General features: G+C 67.9%; 19 protein-coding genes. 7 read left to right on the plus strand and 12 right to left on the minus strand.

What is annotated here, in order from left to right:
* Positions 1-71 precede the first annotated feature (71 nt).
* Positions 72-962 carry an acetylglutamate kinase gene (gene argB / locus FK527_RS06555; RefSeq protein ID WP_144731329.1) on the plus strand — a complete coding sequence of 297 codons (891 nt, stop codon included), beginning with the start codon at positions 72-74 and terminating at the stop codon, positions 960-962.
* 46 nt (positions 963-1008) lie between these two features.
* Here the strand turns inward: argB and FK527_RS06560 are convergent, their stop codons facing one another.
* From FK527_RS06560 to FK527_RS06595, 8 genes are all read right to left on the minus strand, one after another.
* The gene (locus FK527_RS06560) at positions 1009-3345 is read right to left on the minus strand and encodes a protein-disulfide reductase DsbD family protein (protein WP_144731331.1); all 2337 of its coding nucleotides are present in this window, start codon (positions 3343-3345) and stop codon (positions 1009-1011) included.
* Between the two features lie 350 nt (positions 3346-3695).
* Complete coding sequence (gene holA / locus FK527_RS06565) at positions 3696-4751, minus strand: DNA polymerase III subunit delta (protein ID WP_144731334.1); 1056 nt, start codon at positions 4749-4751, stop codon at positions 3696-3698.
* A 73-nt stretch (positions 4752-4824) separates the two neighbouring features.
* Complete coding sequence (locus FK527_RS06570; protein ID WP_144731337.1) at positions 4825-5433, minus strand: LPS-assembly lipoprotein LptE; 609 nt, start codon at positions 5431-5433, stop codon at positions 4825-4827.
* Between the two features lie 5 nt (positions 5434-5438).
* Positions 5439-8144: a leucine--tRNA ligase gene (leuS, locus tag FK527_RS06575; protein ID WP_144731340.1), complete on the minus strand. Its 2706-nt coding sequence runs from the start codon at positions 8142-8144 to the stop codon at positions 5439-5441.
* 97 nt (positions 8145-8241) lie between these two features.
* Positions 8242-8667, minus strand: coding sequence for an ExbD/TolR family protein (locus FK527_RS06580; protein ID WP_144731343.1), 426 nt, complete (start codon positions 8665-8667; stop codon positions 8242-8244).
* Positions 8668-8679: 12 nt separating this feature from the next.
* Positions 8680-9351, minus strand: coding sequence for a MotA/TolQ/ExbB proton channel family protein (locus tag FK527_RS06585; protein WP_144731346.1), 672 nt, complete (start codon positions 9349-9351; stop codon positions 8680-8682).
* Between the two features lie 19 nt (positions 9352-9370).
* On the minus strand, positions 9371-10204 hold the full coding sequence (gene dapB / locus FK527_RS06590; protein ID WP_144731349.1) for a 4-hydroxy-tetrahydrodipicolinate reductase: 834 nt from the start codon (positions 10202-10204) through the stop codon (positions 9371-9373).
* A 102-nt stretch (positions 10205-10306) separates the two neighbouring features.
* The gene (locus FK527_RS06595; protein ID WP_144731352.1) at positions 10307-10879 is read right to left on the minus strand and encodes an outer membrane protein assembly factor BamE; all 573 of its coding nucleotides are present in this window, start codon (positions 10877-10879) and stop codon (positions 10307-10309) included.
* A gap of 82 nt (positions 10880-10961) precedes the next feature.
* On the opposite strand from FK527_RS06595, the gene fur reads away from it, so the two are divergent.
* Positions 10962-11393 (plus strand): ferric iron uptake transcriptional regulator, encoded by a 432-nt coding sequence (gene fur, locus FK527_RS06600; protein ID WP_144731355.1) that lies wholly within the window; start codon positions 10962-10964, stop codon positions 11391-11393.
* A gap of 23 nt (positions 11394-11416) precedes the next feature.
* On the opposite strand, the gene hprK is transcribed toward fur, so the two are convergent.
* The 3 genes from hprK to hpf form a co-directional block, all read right to left on the minus strand.
* Positions 11417-12379, minus strand: coding sequence for an HPr(Ser) kinase/phosphatase (gene hprK, locus FK527_RS06605; RefSeq protein WP_144731358.1), 963 nt, complete (start codon positions 12377-12379; stop codon positions 11417-11419).
* Positions 12380-12427: 48 nt separating this feature from the next.
* Positions 12428-12898, minus strand: coding sequence for a PTS sugar transporter subunit IIA (locus FK527_RS06610; RefSeq protein WP_144731361.1), 471 nt, complete (start codon positions 12896-12898; stop codon positions 12428-12430).
* Between the two features lie 257 nt (positions 12899-13155).
* Positions 13156-13491 carry a ribosome hibernation-promoting factor, HPF/YfiA family gene (gene hpf / locus FK527_RS06615; RefSeq protein WP_144731364.1) on the minus strand — a complete coding sequence of 112 codons (336 nt, stop codon included), beginning with the start codon at positions 13489-13491 and terminating at the stop codon, positions 13156-13158.
* Positions 13492-13715: 224 nt separating this feature from the next.
* Between hpf and FK527_RS06620 the strand changes: the two genes are divergently transcribed.
* Both FK527_RS06620 and FK527_RS06625 read left to right on the plus strand, forming a co-directional pair.
* A complete protein-coding gene (locus tag FK527_RS06620) occupies positions 13716-14636 on the plus strand; it encodes a phosphoribosylaminoimidazolesuccinocarboxamide synthase (RefSeq protein WP_144731366.1) in 921 nt (306 codons plus the stop codon).
* A gap of 62 nt (positions 14637-14698) precedes the next feature.
* Positions 14699-15799 (plus strand): sensor domain-containing diguanylate cyclase, encoded by a 1101-nt coding sequence (locus FK527_RS06625; RefSeq protein WP_144731369.1) that lies wholly within the window; start codon positions 14699-14701, stop codon positions 15797-15799.
* A 26-nt stretch (positions 15800-15825) separates the two neighbouring features.
* Here FK527_RS06625 and trxA read toward each other — a convergent pair whose 3' ends face one another.
* Positions 15826-16740 carry a thioredoxin gene (gene trxA / locus FK527_RS06630; RefSeq protein WP_144731372.1) on the minus strand — a complete coding sequence of 305 codons (915 nt, stop codon included), beginning with the start codon at positions 16738-16740 and terminating at the stop codon, positions 15826-15828.
* A 105-nt stretch (positions 16741-16845) separates the two neighbouring features.
* Here trxA and purE point away from each other — a divergent pair, with 105 nt between their 5' ends.
* Genes purE through FK527_RS06645 form a run of 3 tightly spaced genes read left to right on the plus strand, consistent with a single transcriptional unit; the run spans position 16846 to position 19723 of the window.
* Positions 16846-17346, plus strand: coding sequence for a 5-(carboxyamino)imidazole ribonucleotide mutase (gene purE / locus FK527_RS06635; RefSeq protein WP_144731375.1), 501 nt, complete (start codon positions 16846-16848; stop codon positions 17344-17346).
* Entirely contained in the window at positions 17343-18515 is a 1173-nt protein-coding gene (locus tag FK527_RS06640) for a 5-(carboxyamino)imidazole ribonucleotide synthase (RefSeq protein ID WP_144731378.1), read from the plus strand. Before purE ends, FK527_RS06640 begins: the two co-directional genes overlap by 4 nt.
* A 20-nt stretch (positions 18516-18535) precedes the next feature.
* On the plus strand, positions 18536-19723 hold the full coding sequence (locus FK527_RS06645; RefSeq protein ID WP_144731381.1) for an L-threonylcarbamoyladenylate synthase: 1188 nt from the start codon (positions 18536-18538) through the stop codon (positions 19721-19723).
* Positions 19724-19738: the final 15 nt, after the last annotated feature.

The following is a 19738-nucleotide window of genomic DNA, read 5'->3' on the forward strand; positions in this document are numbered from 1 at the left end:
GCCACCTTTCGTGCCATGGCGATGCGGCACAATTTGCGCCTTGTGCATCAACCACCGAACGGCCCGCCGCCATGACCGACCTGCTCTCGATCTCCCCGCGCGACAAGGCAGAAATCCTTGCCCAGGCGCTGCCCTACATCCGCAAATTCCACGGCAAGACCATCGTCATCAAATACGGCGGCAACGCCATGACCGACCCGGCGCTGCAGGCCGATTTTGCCGAGGACGTGGTGCTGCTCAAACTCGTGGGCATGAACCCCGTGGTGGTGCACGGCGGCGGCCCGCAGATCGAGACCGCGCTGCATCGCCTGGGCAAGAAGGGCGAATTCATCCAGGGCATGCGCGTGACCGACGCCGAGACCATGGAGGTGGTCGAATGGGTGCTGGCCGGCGAGGTGCAGCAGGACATCGTGGGCCTGATCAACCAGGCCGGCGGCAAGGCCGTGGGCCTCACGGGGCGCGACGGCGGGCTGATCCGCGCGCAAAAGCTGCGCATGCTCGACCCCAAAGACCCGAACATCGAACACGACGTGGGCCAGGTCGGCGACATCGTGGCCATTGACCCCAGCGTGGTCAAGGCGCTGCAGGACGACGCCTTCATCCCGGTCGTCAGCCCGATCGGCTTTGGCGAGAACAACGAGAGCTACAACATCAACGCCGACGTGGTCGCGAGCAAGCTCGCCGTGGTGCTGCAGGCCGAAAAACTGATGCTGCTGACCAACACGCCGGGCGTGCTCGACAAGCAAGGCCGCCTGCTCACCGACCTCACGGCGCGCGAGATCGACGCCCTGTTTGCCGACGGCACCATCTCGGGCGGCATGCTGCCCAAAATATCCGGCGCGCTCGACGCCGCCAAGGCGGGCGTGCACGCAGTGCACATCATCGACGGGCGCGTGCCGCACGCGATGCTGCTCGAAATCCTCACCGACCAAGCCTACGGCACCATGATCCGCAGCCATTGAGCGGCGGCCTTCGTCCGCGCGGCGGCGGGGCGCAGCGATCTCTTCGTTACGGCAGCGCCGCGCGCACTTCCTGCACGCTCAAAATCTCGCTGAACACCTGCGGGGCCCGGCCCGGCGCATAGAGCACGTACACGGGCACGCCGCTGCGCCCAAGCTGCGCGAGCGCGGCGGTGATGGCGGGATCGCGCAGCGTCCAGTCGGCACGCAGCAGCGCCACGCGGCGCGCGGCAAAGTCGGCGAGCAGCCCGGCGTCGGAAAGCGTGGTGCGCTTGTTGAACTGGCAGGTCACGCACCACGCGGCGGTGAAATCGACGAACACCGGCTGGCCGCGCGCAAGCAGTTCGGCCACGCGCGCCTGCGACCATGGCTGCCAGGGGCTCGATTCGTCTGCGCCGCGCGCCACAGCGCCCTCTGCCCCCGCGCCCACGGGCTTGAGCACATTTTGGCCAGTAGCGCCCATCAGTAAAGCGCCGGCAGCTATCAAAACAGTTGCAAGCACGAGGCGCGTGCGCCCGCGCAGCGTGAGCGCCCAGACCACGGCCGCGAGCGCCACCAGCAGCAGCAGCAGCGCGCCGGCGCCGTCCATGCCGGTTTGCTGGCCATGCACCCAGACCAGCCAGGCCACCGTGGCAAACATGGGAAAGGCCATGGCATGGCGAAAAGTCTGCATCCACGCGCCGGGGCGCGGCAGCCAGCCGACCACCGCGGGCACCAGCGCGGCCGCGAGAAAAGGCAAGGCCATGCCCAGCCCCAGCGCGGCAAACACCGCGAGCGCCTGCGCGGGCGGCAGCGCGAGCGCAAAGCCCAGCGACGCCCCCATGAAAGGCGCCGTGCAAGGCGAGGCCACGAGTACCGCGAGCAGGCCCGACAAAAACGCATCCACCACCGGATGGCGCGCCTGCAACGTGGCAAGGCGGCTGGGCACGAAGCCGCCGAATTCGAACAGGCCGGCCAGGTTCAAACCCAGCAGCGTGAACAGCGCCGCGAGCAGCGCCACCACCGCGGGCGACTGCAGCTGAAAGCCCCAGCCCAGTTGCGCGCCCGCCGCGCGCAGGGCCAGCAGCAGGCCGCCGAGCGCGAGGAAGGACAGCAGCACCCCGCCCGTATAGGCGAGGCCCGCGAGGCGCTGCGCGCGGCGCTGGCCGCCGTGGCGCGCCAGGCCCAGCAGCTTGATCGCGAGCACCGGGAACACGCAGGGCATCAGGTTGAGCAGCAAGCCCCCCAGCAAACCGCCGAGCAAGGGCGCGAGCAGGCCGGTGCCGGAAACCGCGCCGCCCGAGGCTGCGGCGGCGGGCGCCACGGCAGAGGCGAGCGCCGGCGAGGAAGGCAAGGCAGACGACGCGACCGGCGCCGCCTGCGCTGCCTTATTGGCGGCGAGCGCGGCTGTCAGCGCAGCGGGCACTTCGGCGCGCTGCGGCGTGCTCCACTGCCCCTGCACCGTGGGCATGGCGCGCCAGGCGCGCTGGGAGGGCGAGGCGCGCGGCTGGGCGGCGCCCGCGCCGGCATGCGCGCCCAATCCCGCTGTGGCCGCAGCAGGCATCAACACCAGCGCCAGCGCCGCAGGCGTGGGGCCGCGCTGCGGCGCCAGCGGCAGCTGCGCCGACCAGACCGCGCCGTCCCAACTCTGCTGCCAGCTCTGGCCCGCCAGCACGGACGGCGCCAGCACTTCGGGCGTCTCGGGCAGCAGCGCCAGTTTCTGGCCGCGCAAATCTGCGGGCAGGCCCGCCACACGCAACCGCAGACTTTCGCCTTCGACCTGCGCGCTGCTGGCGCCGGGCAGGGCGGCGGGCTGCGCCGCCTGCGCCTGCGCGAACGCCGCCGCGTTCAGGGCAATGGCGCCGCGCAGCGGCAGCTGCAGCGCAAATTCGCCCTCTTCGGGGATGCACTCCACGCGGCACACGAGCCAGCTCGCGTGCAGGCGCACGGGCAGCGCGTCCTGCCCCGCGGGGGCGGCAAAGCCCGGCGCGATCTGCACCGGCACGGCCAGCAGCACCTGGCCTTCGTAACCGTAGTTGACCAGATCACCCACGCGCAGCACACGCGGCACGGGCCAGGCGACTTCGCCCGCCTGCAGGCCAGGCGGCAGCTGCCAGCGCAGCTCGGTGGGCAGGCCAGAGTCGCCGGGGTTTTTCCAGTAGGTGTGCCAGCCGGGCTGGTGGCTGATCTGCAGGCCCAGCCACAGCGGCCGCCCCGGCGCCACACCCTCGGGCGCATGCGCCAGCAACTCGGCGCGCACATGCGGCGTGCTCACGCTGGCGGCGCCCAGGGCGTCCTTGCGCCCACCGAGTTGCAGGGCAAATTCAGCATGCGCGCCCGCCCAAACTGCGCTGAGTGCTATCAAAAACAGGATACGCAGAAGACGCGACAACGAAGTGGAAGGCATGGGGTGCAGGCGGTGAGTTTCGAGGGCGTCGCGGCAGCGACTTGACTGCGGGAAAGAAACCTGAACACCTGCTATTTTGAGACAGGTTCAGAGTGGGCTACTGCGGGTGGGTGATTGGTGGGGATTATCGAGGGTGGTGAAGATGGTGCGGGGGCAGAGGGAGGATGCCGGGATGTGCGCCCGGCGGCGCACCTTCTTTTCTTGTCTCGCCAAGAAAAGAAGGCAAAAGAAGGCGACCCTACTGCCTGCGTCCCTGCCCGCCTCGCGGCGGTCAGGGCAACCTGCGGTGCTCGCGCCCGGCGGGGGCGCGCGAAACTCGCTGCGCTCGGCTCCTGGAAAAAACGCCCCGCTTACCTCGACCCCTGCGCCAGCGTGCACACCTGCAGCGCCAGGCGCTGCAGCGCCTGCCAGCCGTCGGCGGGCCAGTCGGGCTGGGGCAGGCCTTTGACGATGCCATCGACCACGTGCGCGGCTTGCAGCCATTGCGCGAGCGTGGCCTCGTTCAGGCGTGGCAGCAGGCGTTCGAACAGGCGTTCCCTGGGACCCCAGATGCGTTGCTCGCGCAGCACCATGGGCAGGGGGCGGCCGGCGTTCAGCGCGGCTTTCGCGCGGTGCAGCGCTCGGATGTCTTCAGCCAGCGCCCAGTGCACGAGCACCTGGGCCTCGCCCTCGGCCTGCAGGCCGTCGAGCAGGCGTTGCACGCGCGCGGGCTGGCCGCCGAGCACGGCTTCGGAGAGCTGAAACACATCGTAGCGCGCGACGTTGAACACGGCCTCCTGCACCTGCGCGAGCGTGAGTTCGCCCGGCGGGTAGAGCAAGCCTAGCTTTTGCACCTCCTGGTGCGCCGCGAGCAGATTGCCTTCGACGCGGTCGGCAAAGAGTTGCAGCGTGCGCTGCCCCGCTTCGCCCGCGGCCACGCGCTGGCCCTGCTGCTGCAGACGCTGCGCAATCCACTGCGGCAGCGCAGCGCGCGCGATGGGGTCGATCTGCAGGGTGACGCCGTGCGCCTCGAGCGCACCGAACCAGGCCGTGCTTTTGGTGGCCTTGTCCAGGCGCGGCAGGTGCACGAGCATGAGCGTGCCGCCGCCGTCCTGCGTCGCGGCGGCGAGTTCCTGCAAGGCGGCGGCGCCCTCCTTGCCGGGCTTGCCCGAGGGGATGCGCAGCTCGACGATCTGCTTGTCGGCGAACAGGCTCAGGCTGTTGCGTGCGGCGAGCACCCCGCTCCAGTCGAAATGCGCGCCGCTCACGCTGAACACGCTGCGCTCGCTGTAGCCGCGCGCGCGCGCCGCGGCGCGGATGGCGTCGGCTGCTTCCTGCAGCTGCAGGGGCTCATCGCCGTGCAGCGTGTAGAGCGCGCGCAAGCCTTTTTGCAGGTGTGCGGCGAGCTGATTCAGGGCGAGCTGCATGGGGGAAAATTAAGAGCCAGATCGGCCTTCAGCCCAATGAATACATGCGCAAGAAGCTACTATTAGTGCAGCATCAAGGCATGCGCACCGCGGCGAGCCGGCGCATGAGCTGCTGCACGACGTCGGTCTGCATGTTGCGCACCAGCAGCGCTTCTTCGGCCTCCTTGGCGAGCGCGATGGATTCGCTGTAGCTGATGTCGCGCTTTTGCAGCAGTTCGGTGGGTGGAATCAGCTCGACGCCCGTGGGCGTGCGCAGCCGGAACTGCACGCGCAGGCGCAGCTCGAGTTCGCGCACCTCGCCCGAGGCGTTGCGACCCACGACGACGCGCTCCTGCCGCGCCGACAGCAGCTCGAGGATGACTTCGGCTGTGGGCATGGCTGCCGGGTCGGTCACGAGTTGCAGGCTGCTGCCTGAGGATTCGATGGTGCGCTGGAGCTCGCGTGCGAGCGGCATGCCCGGCGGCGCCATGATGTAGAGCGAGCGGAAGGCGAACTCGGGCACGCCGCGCAGGCGAAAGCCGCAGGCCGAGAGCGCGAGTGCGGGCGCTGCCGCGGTGGCCAGGCCGAGCAGGCGCCGGCGGTGGAGATTCGGCGCGGCGGCCAAATCCGAACCGGCCGGCGCAACGGGCGCAGCTGTGGGCGCATCCGTAGATGCAAGAGGCGGGCGATGCAGCGTGCGCATGGCGTTCAAACCACGATGTTCACGAGCCGGCCCGGCACGACCACGACTTTTTTCGCGGCAGCGCCCTGCGCGTGCTTCTGGAAGGCTTCGCTCGCAAGGGCGATCTGCTCTATCGCCGCCTTGTCGGCCTGCGCGGGCACCTGGATCGCGCCGCGCAGCTTGCCGTTGACCTGCAGCACGAGCTCGACTTCGTCCTGCACCAGCGCGCTGGGATCGACCTGCGGCCAGGGCGCGTCGAGCAATTCGCCGAACACTTTGGCGTAGCCGAGTTCTTGCCAGAGGTGGTGTGCGAGGTGCGGCGTGGCCGGGTACAGGCAGCGCAGCAGGATGCCAAAGCCCTCGGCAAGCGCGATCTGCGCGCCGGCGTCGTCATTGGCAGCAGCGGCGCGGAAGTCTTCGAGCGCGTTGAGCATCTTCATCGCGCCCGAGACCACGGTGTTGTATTGCATGCGCTGGTAGTCGTAATCGACCTGCTTGAGCACGCTGTGCACCTCACGGCGCAGCGCCTGCGCCTGTTTGCCAAAGCGCATGTCCTGCAAACCTTTGGGGTCTTTTTGCGCGCCCAGGCTTGCTGCAAGCGCGCTGGCAGCTTGCATATCCATAGCAGAAAGCTGCACGCCGAATTGCCACACGCGGCGCAGGAAGCGGTAGCTGCCTTCGACGGCTGCGTCGTTCCATTCGAGCGTGGCCTCGGGCGGCGCGGTGAACATGGTGTACAGGCGCGCGGTGTCGGCGCCGTACTTTTCGATCAGGTCTTGCGGATCGACGCCGTTGTTCTTGGACTTGGACATGGTGCCCACGCCCTCGTAGTCCACCGGCGTACCTGCGGGCAGCTCACCCACGGCGCGCTTGAGGCGCGCGCCCACGACTTTGCCGTGCTCGTCCAGCACCTGCTCCACGTCCTGCGGCCAGAAGTATTCCTTGCCGCCCTTTTCGGTGCGGCGGCTGTAGATGTGGTTGAGCACCATGCCCTGCGTGAGCAGGCGCGTGAAGGGCTCGTCGATCTGCACCAGGCCCAGGTCGCGCATGACCTTGGTCCAAAAGCGCGCGTACAGCAGGTGCAAGATGGCGTGCTCTATGCCGCCGATGTATTGGTCCATCGGCATCCAGTAGCGCGCGCCCTCGGCCACCATGGCCTGGTCCTTGTGCGGATCGCAGTAGCGCATGTAATACCACGAACTGTCGACGAAGGTGTCCATGGTGTCGGTCTCGCGCCGCGCGGGCTTGCCGCAGCAGGGGCAGGCGACGTGCAGGAAGGCCTCGCACTTGTTCAGTGGGTTGCCGCTGCCGTCGGGCACCAGGTCTTGCGGCAGCACCACGGGCAGGTCTTTTTCGGGCACGGGCACGGCGCCGCAGGCCTCGCAGTGGATGATGGGGATCGGCGTGCCCCAGTAGCGCTGGCGGCTGATGCCCCAGTCGCGCAGGCGCCAGGTGGTTTTTTTCTCGCCCAGGCCCTTGGCCGCGAGCGCCGCGGCCACAGCATCGACGGCGGCCTTGCACGGCAGGCCGCTGAACGGGCCCGAATCGACCGTGACGCCGCGCTGCTTGTCGGCGTACCAGTCTTGCCAGCGCGTGGCGTCGAACTGCTCGCCGGGCACCTGCACGACCTGCTGGATGGGGATGCCGTACTTGCGCGCAAACGCAAAATCACGCTCGTCGTGCGCGGGCACGCCCATCACGGCGCCGTCGCCGTAGCCCATGAGCACGTAGTTGCCCACCCACAGCGGCACCGCTGCGCCGGTGAGCGGGTGCGTCACCGTGAGGCCCGTGGGCAGGCCCTTTTTCTCTTGCGTGGCGAGCTCGGCCTCGGTGGTGCCGCCGGTCTTGCATTCTTCAATGAAGGCCGCGAGCGCAGGATTGGTGCGCGCGGCGTGCATGGCCAGCGGGTGTTCGGGCGCGACGGCACAGAACGTCACGCCCATGATGGTGTCGGCGCGCGTCGTGAATACGTACATGCGCCCATCGCCGATGAGTGCGCCGTCGTCGCCGCGGATGTCGTGCGGGAAGGCAAAGCGCACGCCCTCGCTCTTGCCTATCCAGTTCTCCTGCATGAGCTTGACGCGCTCGGGCCAGCCCGGCAGCTTGTCGCCCGTGACGTAATCGAGCAGCTCTTCGGCGTAGTCGGTGATCTTGAGGTAGTAGCCCGGAATCTCGCGCTTTTCCACGAGCGCGCCGGTGCGCCAGCCGCGCCCGTCTATCACCTGCTCGTTCGCGAGCACGGTTTGATCGACCGGGTCCCAATTGACCACCTGCGTCTTGCGGTAGGCGATGCCCTTTTCCAGCATCTTCAAGAAGAGCCACTGGTTCCAGTGGTAGTAGCTCGCGTCGCAAGTGGCGATTTCGCGGCTCCAGTCGATCGCCAGGCCCATGGCCTGCATCTGCCGCTTCATGTAGGCGATGTTGTCGTACGTCCACTGCGCGGGTGGCACGCCGTTTTTCAGCGCCGCATTCTCTGCCGGCAGACCGAAGGCGTCCCAGCCCATGGGCATGAGCACGTTGTAGCCCTTCATGCGCAGCTGGCGCGTGAGCATGTCGTTGATGGTGTAGTTGCGCACGTGGCCCATGTGCAGCTTGCCGCTCGGGTAGGGCAGCATGGAGCAGGCGTAAAACTTGGGCTTGCTCGCGTCTTCGGTCACGCGGTAGGCGTCGCGCGCGGCCCATTCGGCCTGGGCTTGGCGCTCTATGTCTTGGGGGGAGTATTTTTCTTGCATGAGGGCGAAGGAAAGAAAAGGGCCTGTGCAGGCCCGGCCGCGCCGATTTTAGGCGTTGGCTTGCGGCGCGCGTTCGACGTAGCTTGCGCGGGCGGCCTCAGCGCGCGGGCTGCGGCTCGGCCACGAAGCCTATGCGATGCAGCCCGGCCTGGTGCGCCAGGCCCATGACTTCGACCACACGGCCATAGGGCACGCGGGCGTCGGCGCGCAACTGCACTTCGGTGTCGGGCTGGCTCGCGCCAATGCGCGCAAGGCGTTCGGCGAGCTGCGCCTGCGTGAGCGGCTGGTCGCCCAGGTAGGCCTGCCCCGCGCGATCGAGCACCAGCGTGACTGCGGGCGCCGCCGCGCCGGCCGTCGTGGTGCCCTGCGCGCGCGGCAGCTCCAGGCGCAGGGCGCTCGCGAGCAGCGGCGCCGTGAGGATGAAAATCACCACCAGCACCAGCATCACATCGACCATGGGCGTGATGTTGATCTCGTTCATGGGCTGCGGCGCGGCGCGGCGTTCGAGGCGGCCAAAGGGCATGCTGCGGGTGCCTCAGGGATTCGCTACTGCGCCATCGGCGAGCAACTCGCGCAGGTCGAGCGCAAAGCCTTCGAGCTCGGCCTCGAGGCGCGCGAGCACGCGGCCAAAGCCGTTGTAGGCCAGCACCGCGGGGATCGCCACGGCCAGGCCCGCCGCGGTCATGACCAGCGATTCGCCCACCGGGCCCGCGACCTGCGCAAGCGTGACCTGCGCGCTCGAGGTCTGGGCCAGCACGCGCAGCGCATGGTAGATGCCCCACACCGTGCCCAGCAACCCGACGAAAGGCGCGGTAGCGCCCGCCGTGGCGAGCAGCACCTGGCCCCATTGCAGGCGCGCGAGCACGCCGTGCAGCGCGTCGCGCAACGCGCGCGTGAGCTGCTGCGCGCGCGCACCTGCCGTGGCCAGCGAGCCATCCGCCGCTTGCATTACTACAGAATGAGAAGCTACTACCATAGGCAGGACGAGCGCTTCGCGGTCGAAATGCTGCAAACGCTGGGCCGCCGCCGCGAGATCGGGCGCCTGCCAGAACGCCGCGAGGCAGCGCGGCAGGTCGGCGCTCGCGCGGCGCAGCTGGCGCGCCTTCCAAAGAATCACCACCCAGCTCATGACGGACATGGCCAGCAGCACCAGCGCCGCGACTTGCGTGAGCGCGTCCGTTTTGAGCCACCAAGCGAGCAAGGACATGCGCCGGGCCTTGGAACCCTTACAAGCCCAGCACGTCGGCCATGCCGAACAAGCCGCGCTCGTGCGCCATCAGAAAGCGCGCCGCGCGCAGGCTGCCCTGTGCGTAGGTGGCGCGGCTCGACGACTTGTGCGTGATTTCGATGCGCTCGCCCGTGCCCGCGAACAGCACCGTGTGGTCGCCCACGATGTCGCCGCCGCGGATGGTGGCAAAGCCTATGCTCGAAGGGTCGCGCTCGCCCGTCACGCCGTGGCGCGCATACACCGCGCAGTCCTGCAGATTGCGCCCCAGCGCCCGGGCGACGACCTCGCCCATCTGCAGCGCCGTGCCCGAGGGCGCATCGACCTTGTGGCGGTGGTGCGCTTCGATGACTTCGATGTCGTAGCCGGTGGCCAATGCCTTCGCAGCGAGTTCGAGCAGTTTGAGCGTGACGTTCACGCCCACGCTCATGTTGGGCGAAAACACGATCGCCGCGCGCTGCGCGTGGGCCGCGATCTCGGCTTTTTGCGCCTCGCTGAAACCCGTGGTGCCAATCACCGCCTTCACGCCGAGCGCGCCGCACACCGCGAGGTGCGCAAGCGTGCCCTCGGGGCGCGTGAAGTCGATCAGCACGTCGGCGCCTTGCAAGCCGGCCTGCAGGTCATCGGTGATCAGCACGCCGCTGCTTTGTCCCAGAAAGGCCGCAGCGTCGCTGCCCACTGCCGGGCTGCCGCGCTGGTCGAGCGCACCCGCGAGGACGCAGTCGCCACTGGCGCGCACGGCCTCGATCAGCATGCGGCCCATGCGGCCCGAGGCGCCGGCGACGGTGATGCGGCAGGGTTGCGCGGCGGATGCAGGGGAGGAAGAAGAGCTCATGGGGGCGAAAGAACAGGTGGGTGAGGGCTTCGTTGGGCGCGCAGCGGATGCTTTGGGTACATGCGCAGTCACTGCACGCCGCACGCGGCGGGGCTGAGTGCTTCAGCGCAGCGAGGATTCGAGCGGCGGGTAACTGGTCGTGGTCGGGCTCGGCTCTGCAGCCTCGGCGCCGGCGGGCTCGGAGGCAACTGCATGCGCCGGCGCCGGAAAGCGCGCGAGCTGCTGCGGCGTGGCTTCGAGCGGCGGCACCTTGCCTGGCGCAGCGCGTTTGTCCAGCGATGCGACGAATTCGGTCTCCGAAGGCATCGGGTCGCCCTCGTAGCGCTGCAGCACGTCGTTTTCGAAAAATACCGTCAGCTTGCGTGTCTGCGGCGCCTCGTTCGGGCGCTTGATCGTGAAGACGTATTCCCAGCGGTTGGCATGGAACAGGCTGGTGACCAGCGGGGTGCCCAGAATTTCGCGCACCTGCTCGCGGCTCATGCCGGGCTGCAGCGCCTCGACCTGCTCGCGCGAGACGAAGTTGCCCTGCACCACCTCCACCCGGTAAGGGCTGACCATCCCGGCCAGGCTGTTCGTGGCGTTGTTCAGGCTGCTGCAGGCGCTGGCGAGCAAAGCGGTGGCAGCAAGCAGCAAGGGCAGTCCCGGGCGGGCGCTGCGATGGGCGTTGACGGACATGGGAAAAGCATGCGGGATATGATCGGACCATTGTAGCGGCTGGCCTTTTCGGGCGGCGCGCCAACAACCCAAGATCAGCGCCATGGCGAACATCGACGAACTCAAGAGCACGGGCCTCAAGGCCACCTTGCCACGCCTGAAGATCCTCGAGATCTTCCAGCGCGGTGGGCAGCGCCACATGACGGCCGAGGACGTCTATCGCGTGCTGCTCGACGAGCGCTCCGACATCGGCCTGGCCACGGTCTATCGCGTGCTCATGCAGTTCGAGCAGGCCGGTATCCTGATCCGCAGCAATTTCGAGAGCGGCAAGGCGATTTACGAAATCAACGAAGGCCAGCACCACGACCACTTCGTCTGCACCTCGTGCGGCAAGGTCGAGGAGTTTTACGACCCCGAGATCGAGCAGCGCCAGCAAGCGATTGCCAAGGCCAAGGGCTGGCGCGTGCAAGACCATTCGCTGGCCCTGTATGGGCAATGTGCAAGCTGCGCCCAAAAGCAAACGCAAACAGATTGAGTGCGCGCGAGGTGCGCTGAGGATCAGTCTGCCGGCGCAGAATCACCGAGCATCGCGCGGCGATGGCGCGCGACGAATTCCTGGTAGGTGTTGATGCCGCGCATCTGCAAGATGGTATTGCGCACCGCCGCTTCCACCAGCACGGCCATGTTGCGCCCGGCAACCACCTGGATCACCACCTTGCGGATAGGCACGCCCAGCACGTCCTGTGTGAGCGGCTCGTAGGGCAGGCGCTCGTATTCGCGCTCCATCGTTTCCTTGCGCACCAGGTACACGATGAGGCGCAGGCGCATCTTGCGCCGCACCGCCGCTTCGCCAAAGATCGCGCGGATGTCGAGCAGGCCGATGCCGCGCACTTCGAGCAGGTTTTGCAGCAGATCGGGGCAGCGGCCTTCGATCGTGCCCTGGTTGATGCGGTACAGATCGACCGCGTCGTCGGCCACGAGCCCATTGCCGCGCGAGATCAGCTCGAGCCCGAGTTCACTCTTGCCCAGGCCAGACTCCCCCGTGATCAACACCCCCAGGCCCAGAATGTCCATGAACACGCCGTGCATGGTGGTGCGCTCGGCAAAGTATTTGGACAAATAGGTGCGCAACACGTCGATCACGAAGGCCGAGGATTCGCGCGTGGCAAACATCGGAATCTGGGCGCGCTCGCACATGGACAACAGCGCATCGGGGACGATCTGGTCGTCGGCCAGCACGAGCACGGGCGGCTCGAGCGTGACGATACGCGCGATGCGGCGCTTGCAATCCTCGGGCGTGGCGTTGGTGAGGTAGGCGATCTCACGCGCGCCCAGCACCTGCACCCGGTAGGGGTGGATGTAGTTCAGGTGCCCCACCAGGTCGGCGCCGGAGCGCGCCGAGCGCACGACTTCCTCGTCGAAACGCCGCTCCGACGCCCCGAGCCCGGCCACCCACTCCCACTTCAGCGTGCTGCGAAATTCTTCGAACAGCACATCGGCGCTGATGACGTTGGGTTTCATGGCAAAGGCAGGATGGAAAAAGCGGCGCGCACGGCGGGTTCGTTCACGTCAGGCCGGCTGCTGGGCCGAATGCCAGTGGGCGATCAGCTCATGCAGCTCGGCGGCGTTATCGCAGGTTTTGAGCTTTTCGCGCAGCGTGGCGTCGCTGAGCAGCTCGGCAATCTCGGAGAGGATTTGCAGGTGTTTTTGCGTCGCCGCCTCGGGCACCAGCAGAAAGATCAGCAGGCTTACGGGCTGCTCGTCGGGGGCGTCGAAGCCTATCGGGTTTTGCAGCTGAAACACCGCGGCCATGGGCGCCTTGAGCCCCTTGATGCGGCCATGCGGAATCGCCACGCCATGGCCCAGCCCCGTCGAGCCCAGGCGCTCGCGCGCAAACAGACTGTCGGTAATCAGGGCCCGGGAGAGTCCTTGCTGGCTTTCGAACAACAGCCCCGCTTCTTCGAAAGCGCGCTTTTTGCTGGTGGCATCGACATGCACGAGCACTTGCGCTGCGGGCAGGATGGAGGCGAGTCGGTTCATGGTGATTAGCCCTAAATTCGGCAGTTGACCGCTGTTTTCCGGATGCAACTCTTTGACTTCACAGAGGATTTTGCGCACAACCGCGTTCACCCATGGGTGGCAGCGCTGCGCGCCCAACTGCCGCATTTAGGGTAACAATTATGCACAAGGTTTGCAAAACTCCCCGCACCAAACGGCCTATCCGCGCGGCTGCGGCGAGGTTGCACGCACGCGAAAAAGCCGCCCCGGCGGGCGGCTGGCGAGCGAGGTTTTTACGCTCAGGCCTGCAACTCGCGCTTCAATGCCTCGTGGTGGTGGCTTTGCAGCCGGTCTTTGTGGCGCACGACCTGCCGGTCCATTTTGTCCATCAGCTCATCGACGGCCGCGTACAGGTCGGCATGGGCGGTTTCGGCAAACAGGTCGCAGCCCTTGACGTGGATGTTGCACTCGGCGCGCTGGCGCTTTTCTTTTTCCTTCTGCTTTTCCACCGTGAGCAGCACCTTGACATCGACCACCTGATCAAAGTGCCTTGTGACCCGCTCCAGCTTGCTGGCGACGTAGCTGCGCAGTGCCGGAGTGACTTCGAGGTGGTGACCACTGATCGTCAGGTTCATGAGAAAGTCTCCTAGGGTTTCGAGGGAAACATGTGCCGCCTGCTGCGCCATGGCGAGGTGCGGGCGGCGCGGTCAAAAAGCGAACGCGAGTTCACTATGCTCCCCGCAGCCCCGAAAAGCAATACGGCGCACCAATCCTGCTTTGCGGGGCGGGTAACTGCGTGCCAGTGGGCGCGCGCCGGCCTCGTAGAATGGCCGGTTGGTTTTTCTCATGCTTTTTCACCATGGCCGAGCCCCGCCTTCCTGCACTGCACACCTCCCACCTGCACTCTCTGCCCCTGCTGGCGCGCGGCAAGGTGCGCGACAACTATGCCGTGGGCCAGGACCGCATCCTCATGGTCGCCACGGACCGAATTTCGGCCTTCGATGTGATCATGGACGACCCCATCCCTGGCAAGGGCGTGCTGCTCACGCAAATGGCGCTGTTCTGGTTCGAGCGGCTGCAAGGCATCTGCCCCAACCACCTGACGGGCCAGGCGCCCGAGAGCGTGGTGCAGCCCGACGAAGTCGAGCAGGTGCGCGGCCGCTCCATGCTCGTGCGCAGGCTGCAGCCCGTGCCGATCGAAGCCGTGGTGCGCGGCTATCTGGCCGGCAGCGGCTGGAAGGAATACCAGGCGACGCAATCGGTATGCGGCGTGCCGCTGCCGGCGGGGCTTTCGAATGCCGCGCGCCTGCCCGAGCCCATCTACACCCCAGCGGCCAAGGCGGCCGTGGGCGAGCACGATGAAAACATCACCTACGAGCGCACCGTGCACATGGTGGGCCCGGCGCTCGCTGCGCAGATTCGCGATCTGAGCATTGCCCTGTACCGCGCCGCGGCGGCATTCGCGCTCGGCCGGGGCCTGATCATTGCCGACACCAAGTTCGAATTCGGCCTGGCCCCCGATGGCAGCCTGGTGCTGATGGACGAGGTGCTCACGCCCGACAGCTCGCGCTATTGGCCCGTCGAAGGCTATGAAGCCGCGCTGGCCGCGGGCCAGAACCCGCCGAGCTTCGACAAGCAGTTTCTGCGCGACTGGCTGGAGCAGGCGCAGGTGGACGGAAAGCCCTGGAACAAGACGCCGCCGGCCCCGCGGCTGCCCACCGAGGTGATCGCAAAAACCGCCGAAAAATACCGCGAGGCGCTGCAGCGGCTCGTAGGCTGAGAAAAATCCCGGGCATGGCGGCGCCCCAAAATATTCCCACCACCTTCGGCAGCGGAGCGCCCATGCCACAGAGCGTGAAACGTCCTGTGCACTGGATCGTGCGCATGAACCGCCGCAACCGCACGATGGCCTTCGTCTGGGTGCTGCTGGTGCTTGCGGCCCACATGTGGGGACGCGGCTATGGCCCGGTGGCCTGGGTGCTGCTGGGCCTGCAGTTTCTGGTCTATCCACACGTGGCATATCTCGCGGCGGTGCGTTCCAGAAACCAGATGCGCACCGAGTTCGGCAACATGCTGCTCGACGGCCTGATGTTCGGCATCTGGATGGCGGTGTTGAAGTTCCCGCTCTGGATCAGCTACATGCTGTTCATCGGCGCGGCCATCAACATGACGGTGTTCCGCGGCGCCGCGGGGGCCTTGCTGGCTGCGGCGGTCATTGCCTGCGGCGCCCTGCTGGGAGCGGCAGTGTTCGGCCTGCATGCCGAGCCTGCCACGGCGCCGCTCACTACCAGCCTGAGCATCGCAACGCTGTCGCTGTACCTGCTGGTCGTGGCCAAGGACGCCTATGCCCGGTCGCTGATGCTGTTCCAGACGCGCCAGCAGCTGCGTGCCAAGATGGAGGAGGTCCTGGCACTGCAGCAGCAGCTGCAGGAGCAATCGACGCAGGACCCGCTCACAGGGTTGTTCAACCGCCGCTACCTCGTGGATGCCATGGCGCGCGAGCTGGCGCGCTGCGCGCACGCGGGGCTGCCGCTGAGCATCCTGCTCGTGGACATAGATCACTTCAAGCGCATCAATGACGGTTTTGGCCACCAGGCGGGAGACGCCGTGATCGTCCACCTTGCCCAGCTGCTGCGCCAGCAGGCCCGTGTGGGCGACGTGGTCTGCCGCTACGGTGGCGAGGAATTTCTGCTGCTGTGCCCCGAAATGCCGCAGGCCGCGGCACTGGAGCGGGCGCAGCAGTACCGCGCAAGCTTCGCCGCGCAGCCTTTGCTGGTGGGGAATGCGTCCATCCCCGTGACGCTGTCTGCCGGCGTGGCCACGTTCCCAGAACACGGCGACTCGGCCAATGCGCTGATCCGCAGCGCCGACGCGGCGCTGTACCGCGCCAAGGACCTGGGGCGCAACCGCGTCGAACTCGCGCTCCCTGCCGCGGCGGGCTGAGCAGCGTTGACGTTCAGCCCAGCCGCTCAGCTCAGCACCACGCTCGAGAGCCGCCGGCGGTAGCTCGCCACCACCGGGTCTTCGGGCGGAATCTGGCCCTCGGCCACCTTGGGCTTGGGCGGCTCGATGAGCTCGAGGATGGCGACGTAGGTCTTGCGCGCCGCGTCCTCATTCCAGTGCTTGTCGCGCATGAGGATTTCGAGCAACTCGTCCATGGCCTCGGTCCAGCGCTGCTGCGCCATGAGCCAGCGTGCGCGCGCAAAGCGCGTCTCAAAGTCGCGCTTGTTCGCCGCGATTTTCGCGTCGAATTCGGCTCCAGCCGAGGCGTCATAGCCATTGGCAGCAATGAATTCAATAGCATCAAGCCAAACTTTGAGGGCGCCCAGCCGCCGATCCACCGCAACCTTGGCCTGCACCGGCGCGAATGCGGCCTGGGCCTCAGCGACGCGGCCCAGCTGCAGCAGCAGCTTGACGTAGTCGAAACGCGCCTCGTCGTTCGCCGGGTCGGTGGCCACCGCGTGCTGCAGTTTTTCGAGCGCGGTGGCAACATCGCCCGCGGCCAGGGCGTCCTGCGCGGACTCCTCCTGCACCTCGGCTTCAGCCTGCGTCTCATCGGCGGGGGGCACATGCTTGTCGAGAAAGGCGCGCACCTGGCCTTCGGGCAACGCGCCCATGAAGCCATCGACGGGCTGGCCACCCTGGAGCAGCACGCAGGTCGGGATGCTGCGGATGCCGAACATGCCCGCGAGCTCCTGCTGCTCGTCGGAGTTGATCTTGACCAGCTTGAAGCGGCCCGCGTATTCGGTTTCGAGCTTTTCGAGGATGGGGCCCAGTGAGCGGCACGGGCCGCACCATGGCGCCCAGAAATCGACCAGCACGGGCACGCTCAACGAGGCGTTCACGACCTCGGTTTCAAAATTTTCCAGGGTGACATCGATCATGGGAGGTGGGCCTCGAATGTGGCTTGTGAATGGCAAAAGTAAAATCGCGCGCTGCCAACACCAACACCGGCCCGGCCGGCGGCGCAGCGCCGCACCTCCAGCATTATGACCAGCATACATATCGGCGTCGTCATGGGCTCCAGCAGCGACTGGGACACCATGCAGCACGCAGTAGAGATTCTCCGGCAATTCGACATCGCCCACGAGGCGCGCGTGGTCTCGGCGCATCGCATGCCCGACGACATGTTCGCCTACGCCGAAGCGGCTGCGGGCCGCGGGCTCAAGGCCATCATCGCGGGCGCGGGCGGCGCGGCGCACCTGCCAGGCATGCTCGCGGCCAAGACGCCCGTGCCCGTGCTCGGCGTGCCCGTGGCCTCGCGCCACCTGCAGGGCGTGGATTCGCTACACAGCATCGTGCAAATGCCCAAGGGCATCCCGGTGGCCACGTTTGCCATAGGCGCCGCCGGCGCCGCAAATGCGGCATTGTTCGCGGTGGCGCTGCTGGCCAACGCAGACGCCGCGCTGCGCACGCGCCTGCTGGCCTTTCGTGCCGAGCAGACCGCCGCCGCGCGCGCCATGACCCTGCCCCCGCCCGCCGCCGTATGAAGCCCGCCGCCACGCCCCTTTTGCCCGGCGCGACGCTGGGCGTGCTCGGTGGCGGCCAGCTCGGGCGCATGTTCGTGCATGCGGCGCAGAGCATGGGCTACTACACCGCCGTGCTCGACCCCGACCCGCACAGTCCTGCCGGCCGCGTGAGCCACCACCACATCCAGACCGCCTACGACGACCATGAGGGCCTCGCGCGCCTCGTGCAGCTGTGCGACGCCATCACCACCGAATTCGAAAACGTGCCCGCGCAGGTGCTGGAGGCACTCGCGCAGCGCCGCCGCGTGGCCCCTGCGGCGGCAGCCGTGGCCGTGGCGCAGGACCGCGCCGCCGAAAAAGCGCACTTCGTGCGCTGCGGCGTGCCCTGCGCGCCGCATGCGCTGATCAGCAGCGCGCAGGACTGCGCCGCGCCCGCGCACGCCGCGCTGCTGCCGGGCATCCTCAAAACGGCGCGCCTGGGCTACGACGGCAAAGGCCAGGCGCGTGTGCACACGCTGCAAGAGCTCGCCGCCGCCTGGCAAGCGCTGGGCGGCGTACCCTGCGTGCTCGAACAACTGCTGCCGCTGGACTTCGAATGCTCGGTCATCGTCGCGCGCGGCAGCGACGGCCAGTGCGTGCACCTGCCGCCGCAGCGCAACCTGCACCGCGACGGCATCCTCGCGGTGACCGAGGTTTATGCACAAAATATGCCGCAAACACTCATGCAGCAAGCGCTAGAAGCTGCAACTTCAATAGCAAACGGCCTGGCCTATGTGGGCGTGCTGTGCGTGGAGTTTTTCGTGTTGCACGGCGGCCGCCTGGTCGTGAACGAGATCGCGCCGCGCCCGCACAACAGCGGCCACTACAGCCTCGACGCCTGCGACCTGTCGCAATTCGAGCTGCAGGTGCGCACACTCGCCGGCCTGCCGCTCACGCCGCCGCGCCAGCACAGCGCGGCCGTCATGCTGAATCTGCTCGGTGACTTGTGGTTCACGCAGGGCGAAGCGGCGCACACCCCGCCCTGGGCCGCACTGCTCGCGCTGCCCGGCATGCACCTGCATCTGTACGGCAAGGCGCAGCCGCGGCGCGGGCGCAAGATGGGCCATCTGAGCGTCACCGCGCCCACACCCGAGGCCGCGCGCGCCGCCGCCCTGCAGGCCGCAGCGTTGCTGGGCATCGCGCCGTTCTGAATCGTCCAGCTGCACACACCATGATCCTGCCCGGCACCGACCCCGCAACCATCGCCGCCGCCGCGCACGCCTTGCGCACGGGCGCGCTCGTGGGCCTGCCGACCGAAACGGTGTATGGCCTCGCGGCCGACGCCGACGACCCGGCCGCGGTGGCGCAGATCTTCGCGCGCAAGGGCCGCCCGAGCGACCACCCGCTGATCGTGCATGTGGCCGACAGCGAGCGTGCCGCAGCCGTCCCGCATTTTGCGAGCGAGGTGCCGCCATTCGCGCAGGCGCTCATGGACGCCTTCTGGCCCGGCCCGCTCACGCTGATCCTGCCGCGCCGCGCCGGCGTGGCCACGGCCGCGGCGGGCGGCCAGGCGAGCGTGGGCCTGCGCTGCCCCGCGCACCCCGTGGCGCAGGCCGTGCTACAGGCTTGCGCGGCGCCGCCCGAGGCGGGGAAGGACGAGCGCCGCGTATTCGGCCTCGCCGCGCCGAGCGCAAACCGCTTCGGCCGCGTGAGCCCGACCACGGCCGCGCACGTGCAGGCCGAATTCGGCGACGAGCTCCTGGTGCTCGACGGCGGCCCTTGCGCCGTGGGCATCGAATCGACCATCATCGACGGCACGCGCGGGCGTCCCGTGCTGCTGCGCCCCGGAGCCATCACGCGCGCACAGATCGCCGCCGCCTGCGGGCTCGCGCCGCTCTCGAAAGAGGATCTGCCTATGCAGACCCCGCGGGCGTCAGGCACGCTGGAGGCGCACTATGCGCCGACGGCCAAGGTGCGCCTCATGGACGCGCGCGCGCTGCAGACGGCGCTCGACCTGCTAGGAGCCTGTCGGACTTTGGGCGTCGATAGCGAGAATGTGCCCCAGCGAGGTCAGTTTTTGCCGGATTCGCCGCCCCATAGTGCTGCTATGGGGCAAGAAGGCGGTAAAAAATGGGCCGCTGCGGCGCATTCGCAGCCGACGATTCCAAAGTCCGACAGGCTCCTAGGCGCGGACGCGGCGCGGCTTGGCGTGTATGCGCGCACGCCGCTGCGCTGCGCCGCGCCCCAGGTTGTGCTGCGGCGCATGCCCGAGGACGCCGCCGCCGCAGCGCAGGAGTTGTTCGCCGCGCTGCGCGCGTTCGATGCCGCAGGCGTGGCGCTGCTCTGGATCGAAACCCCGCCCGACACCCCCGCGTGGGAGGGCGTGCGCGACCGGCTGCAGCGCGCGGCGGCAGCCTGAACTCGGCCTGCACCG

The organism is Extensimonas perlucida, from assembly GCF_007655255.1.
GTDB lineage: Bacteria > Pseudomonadota > Gammaproteobacteria > Burkholderiales > Burkholderiaceae_C > Extensimonas > Extensimonas perlucida.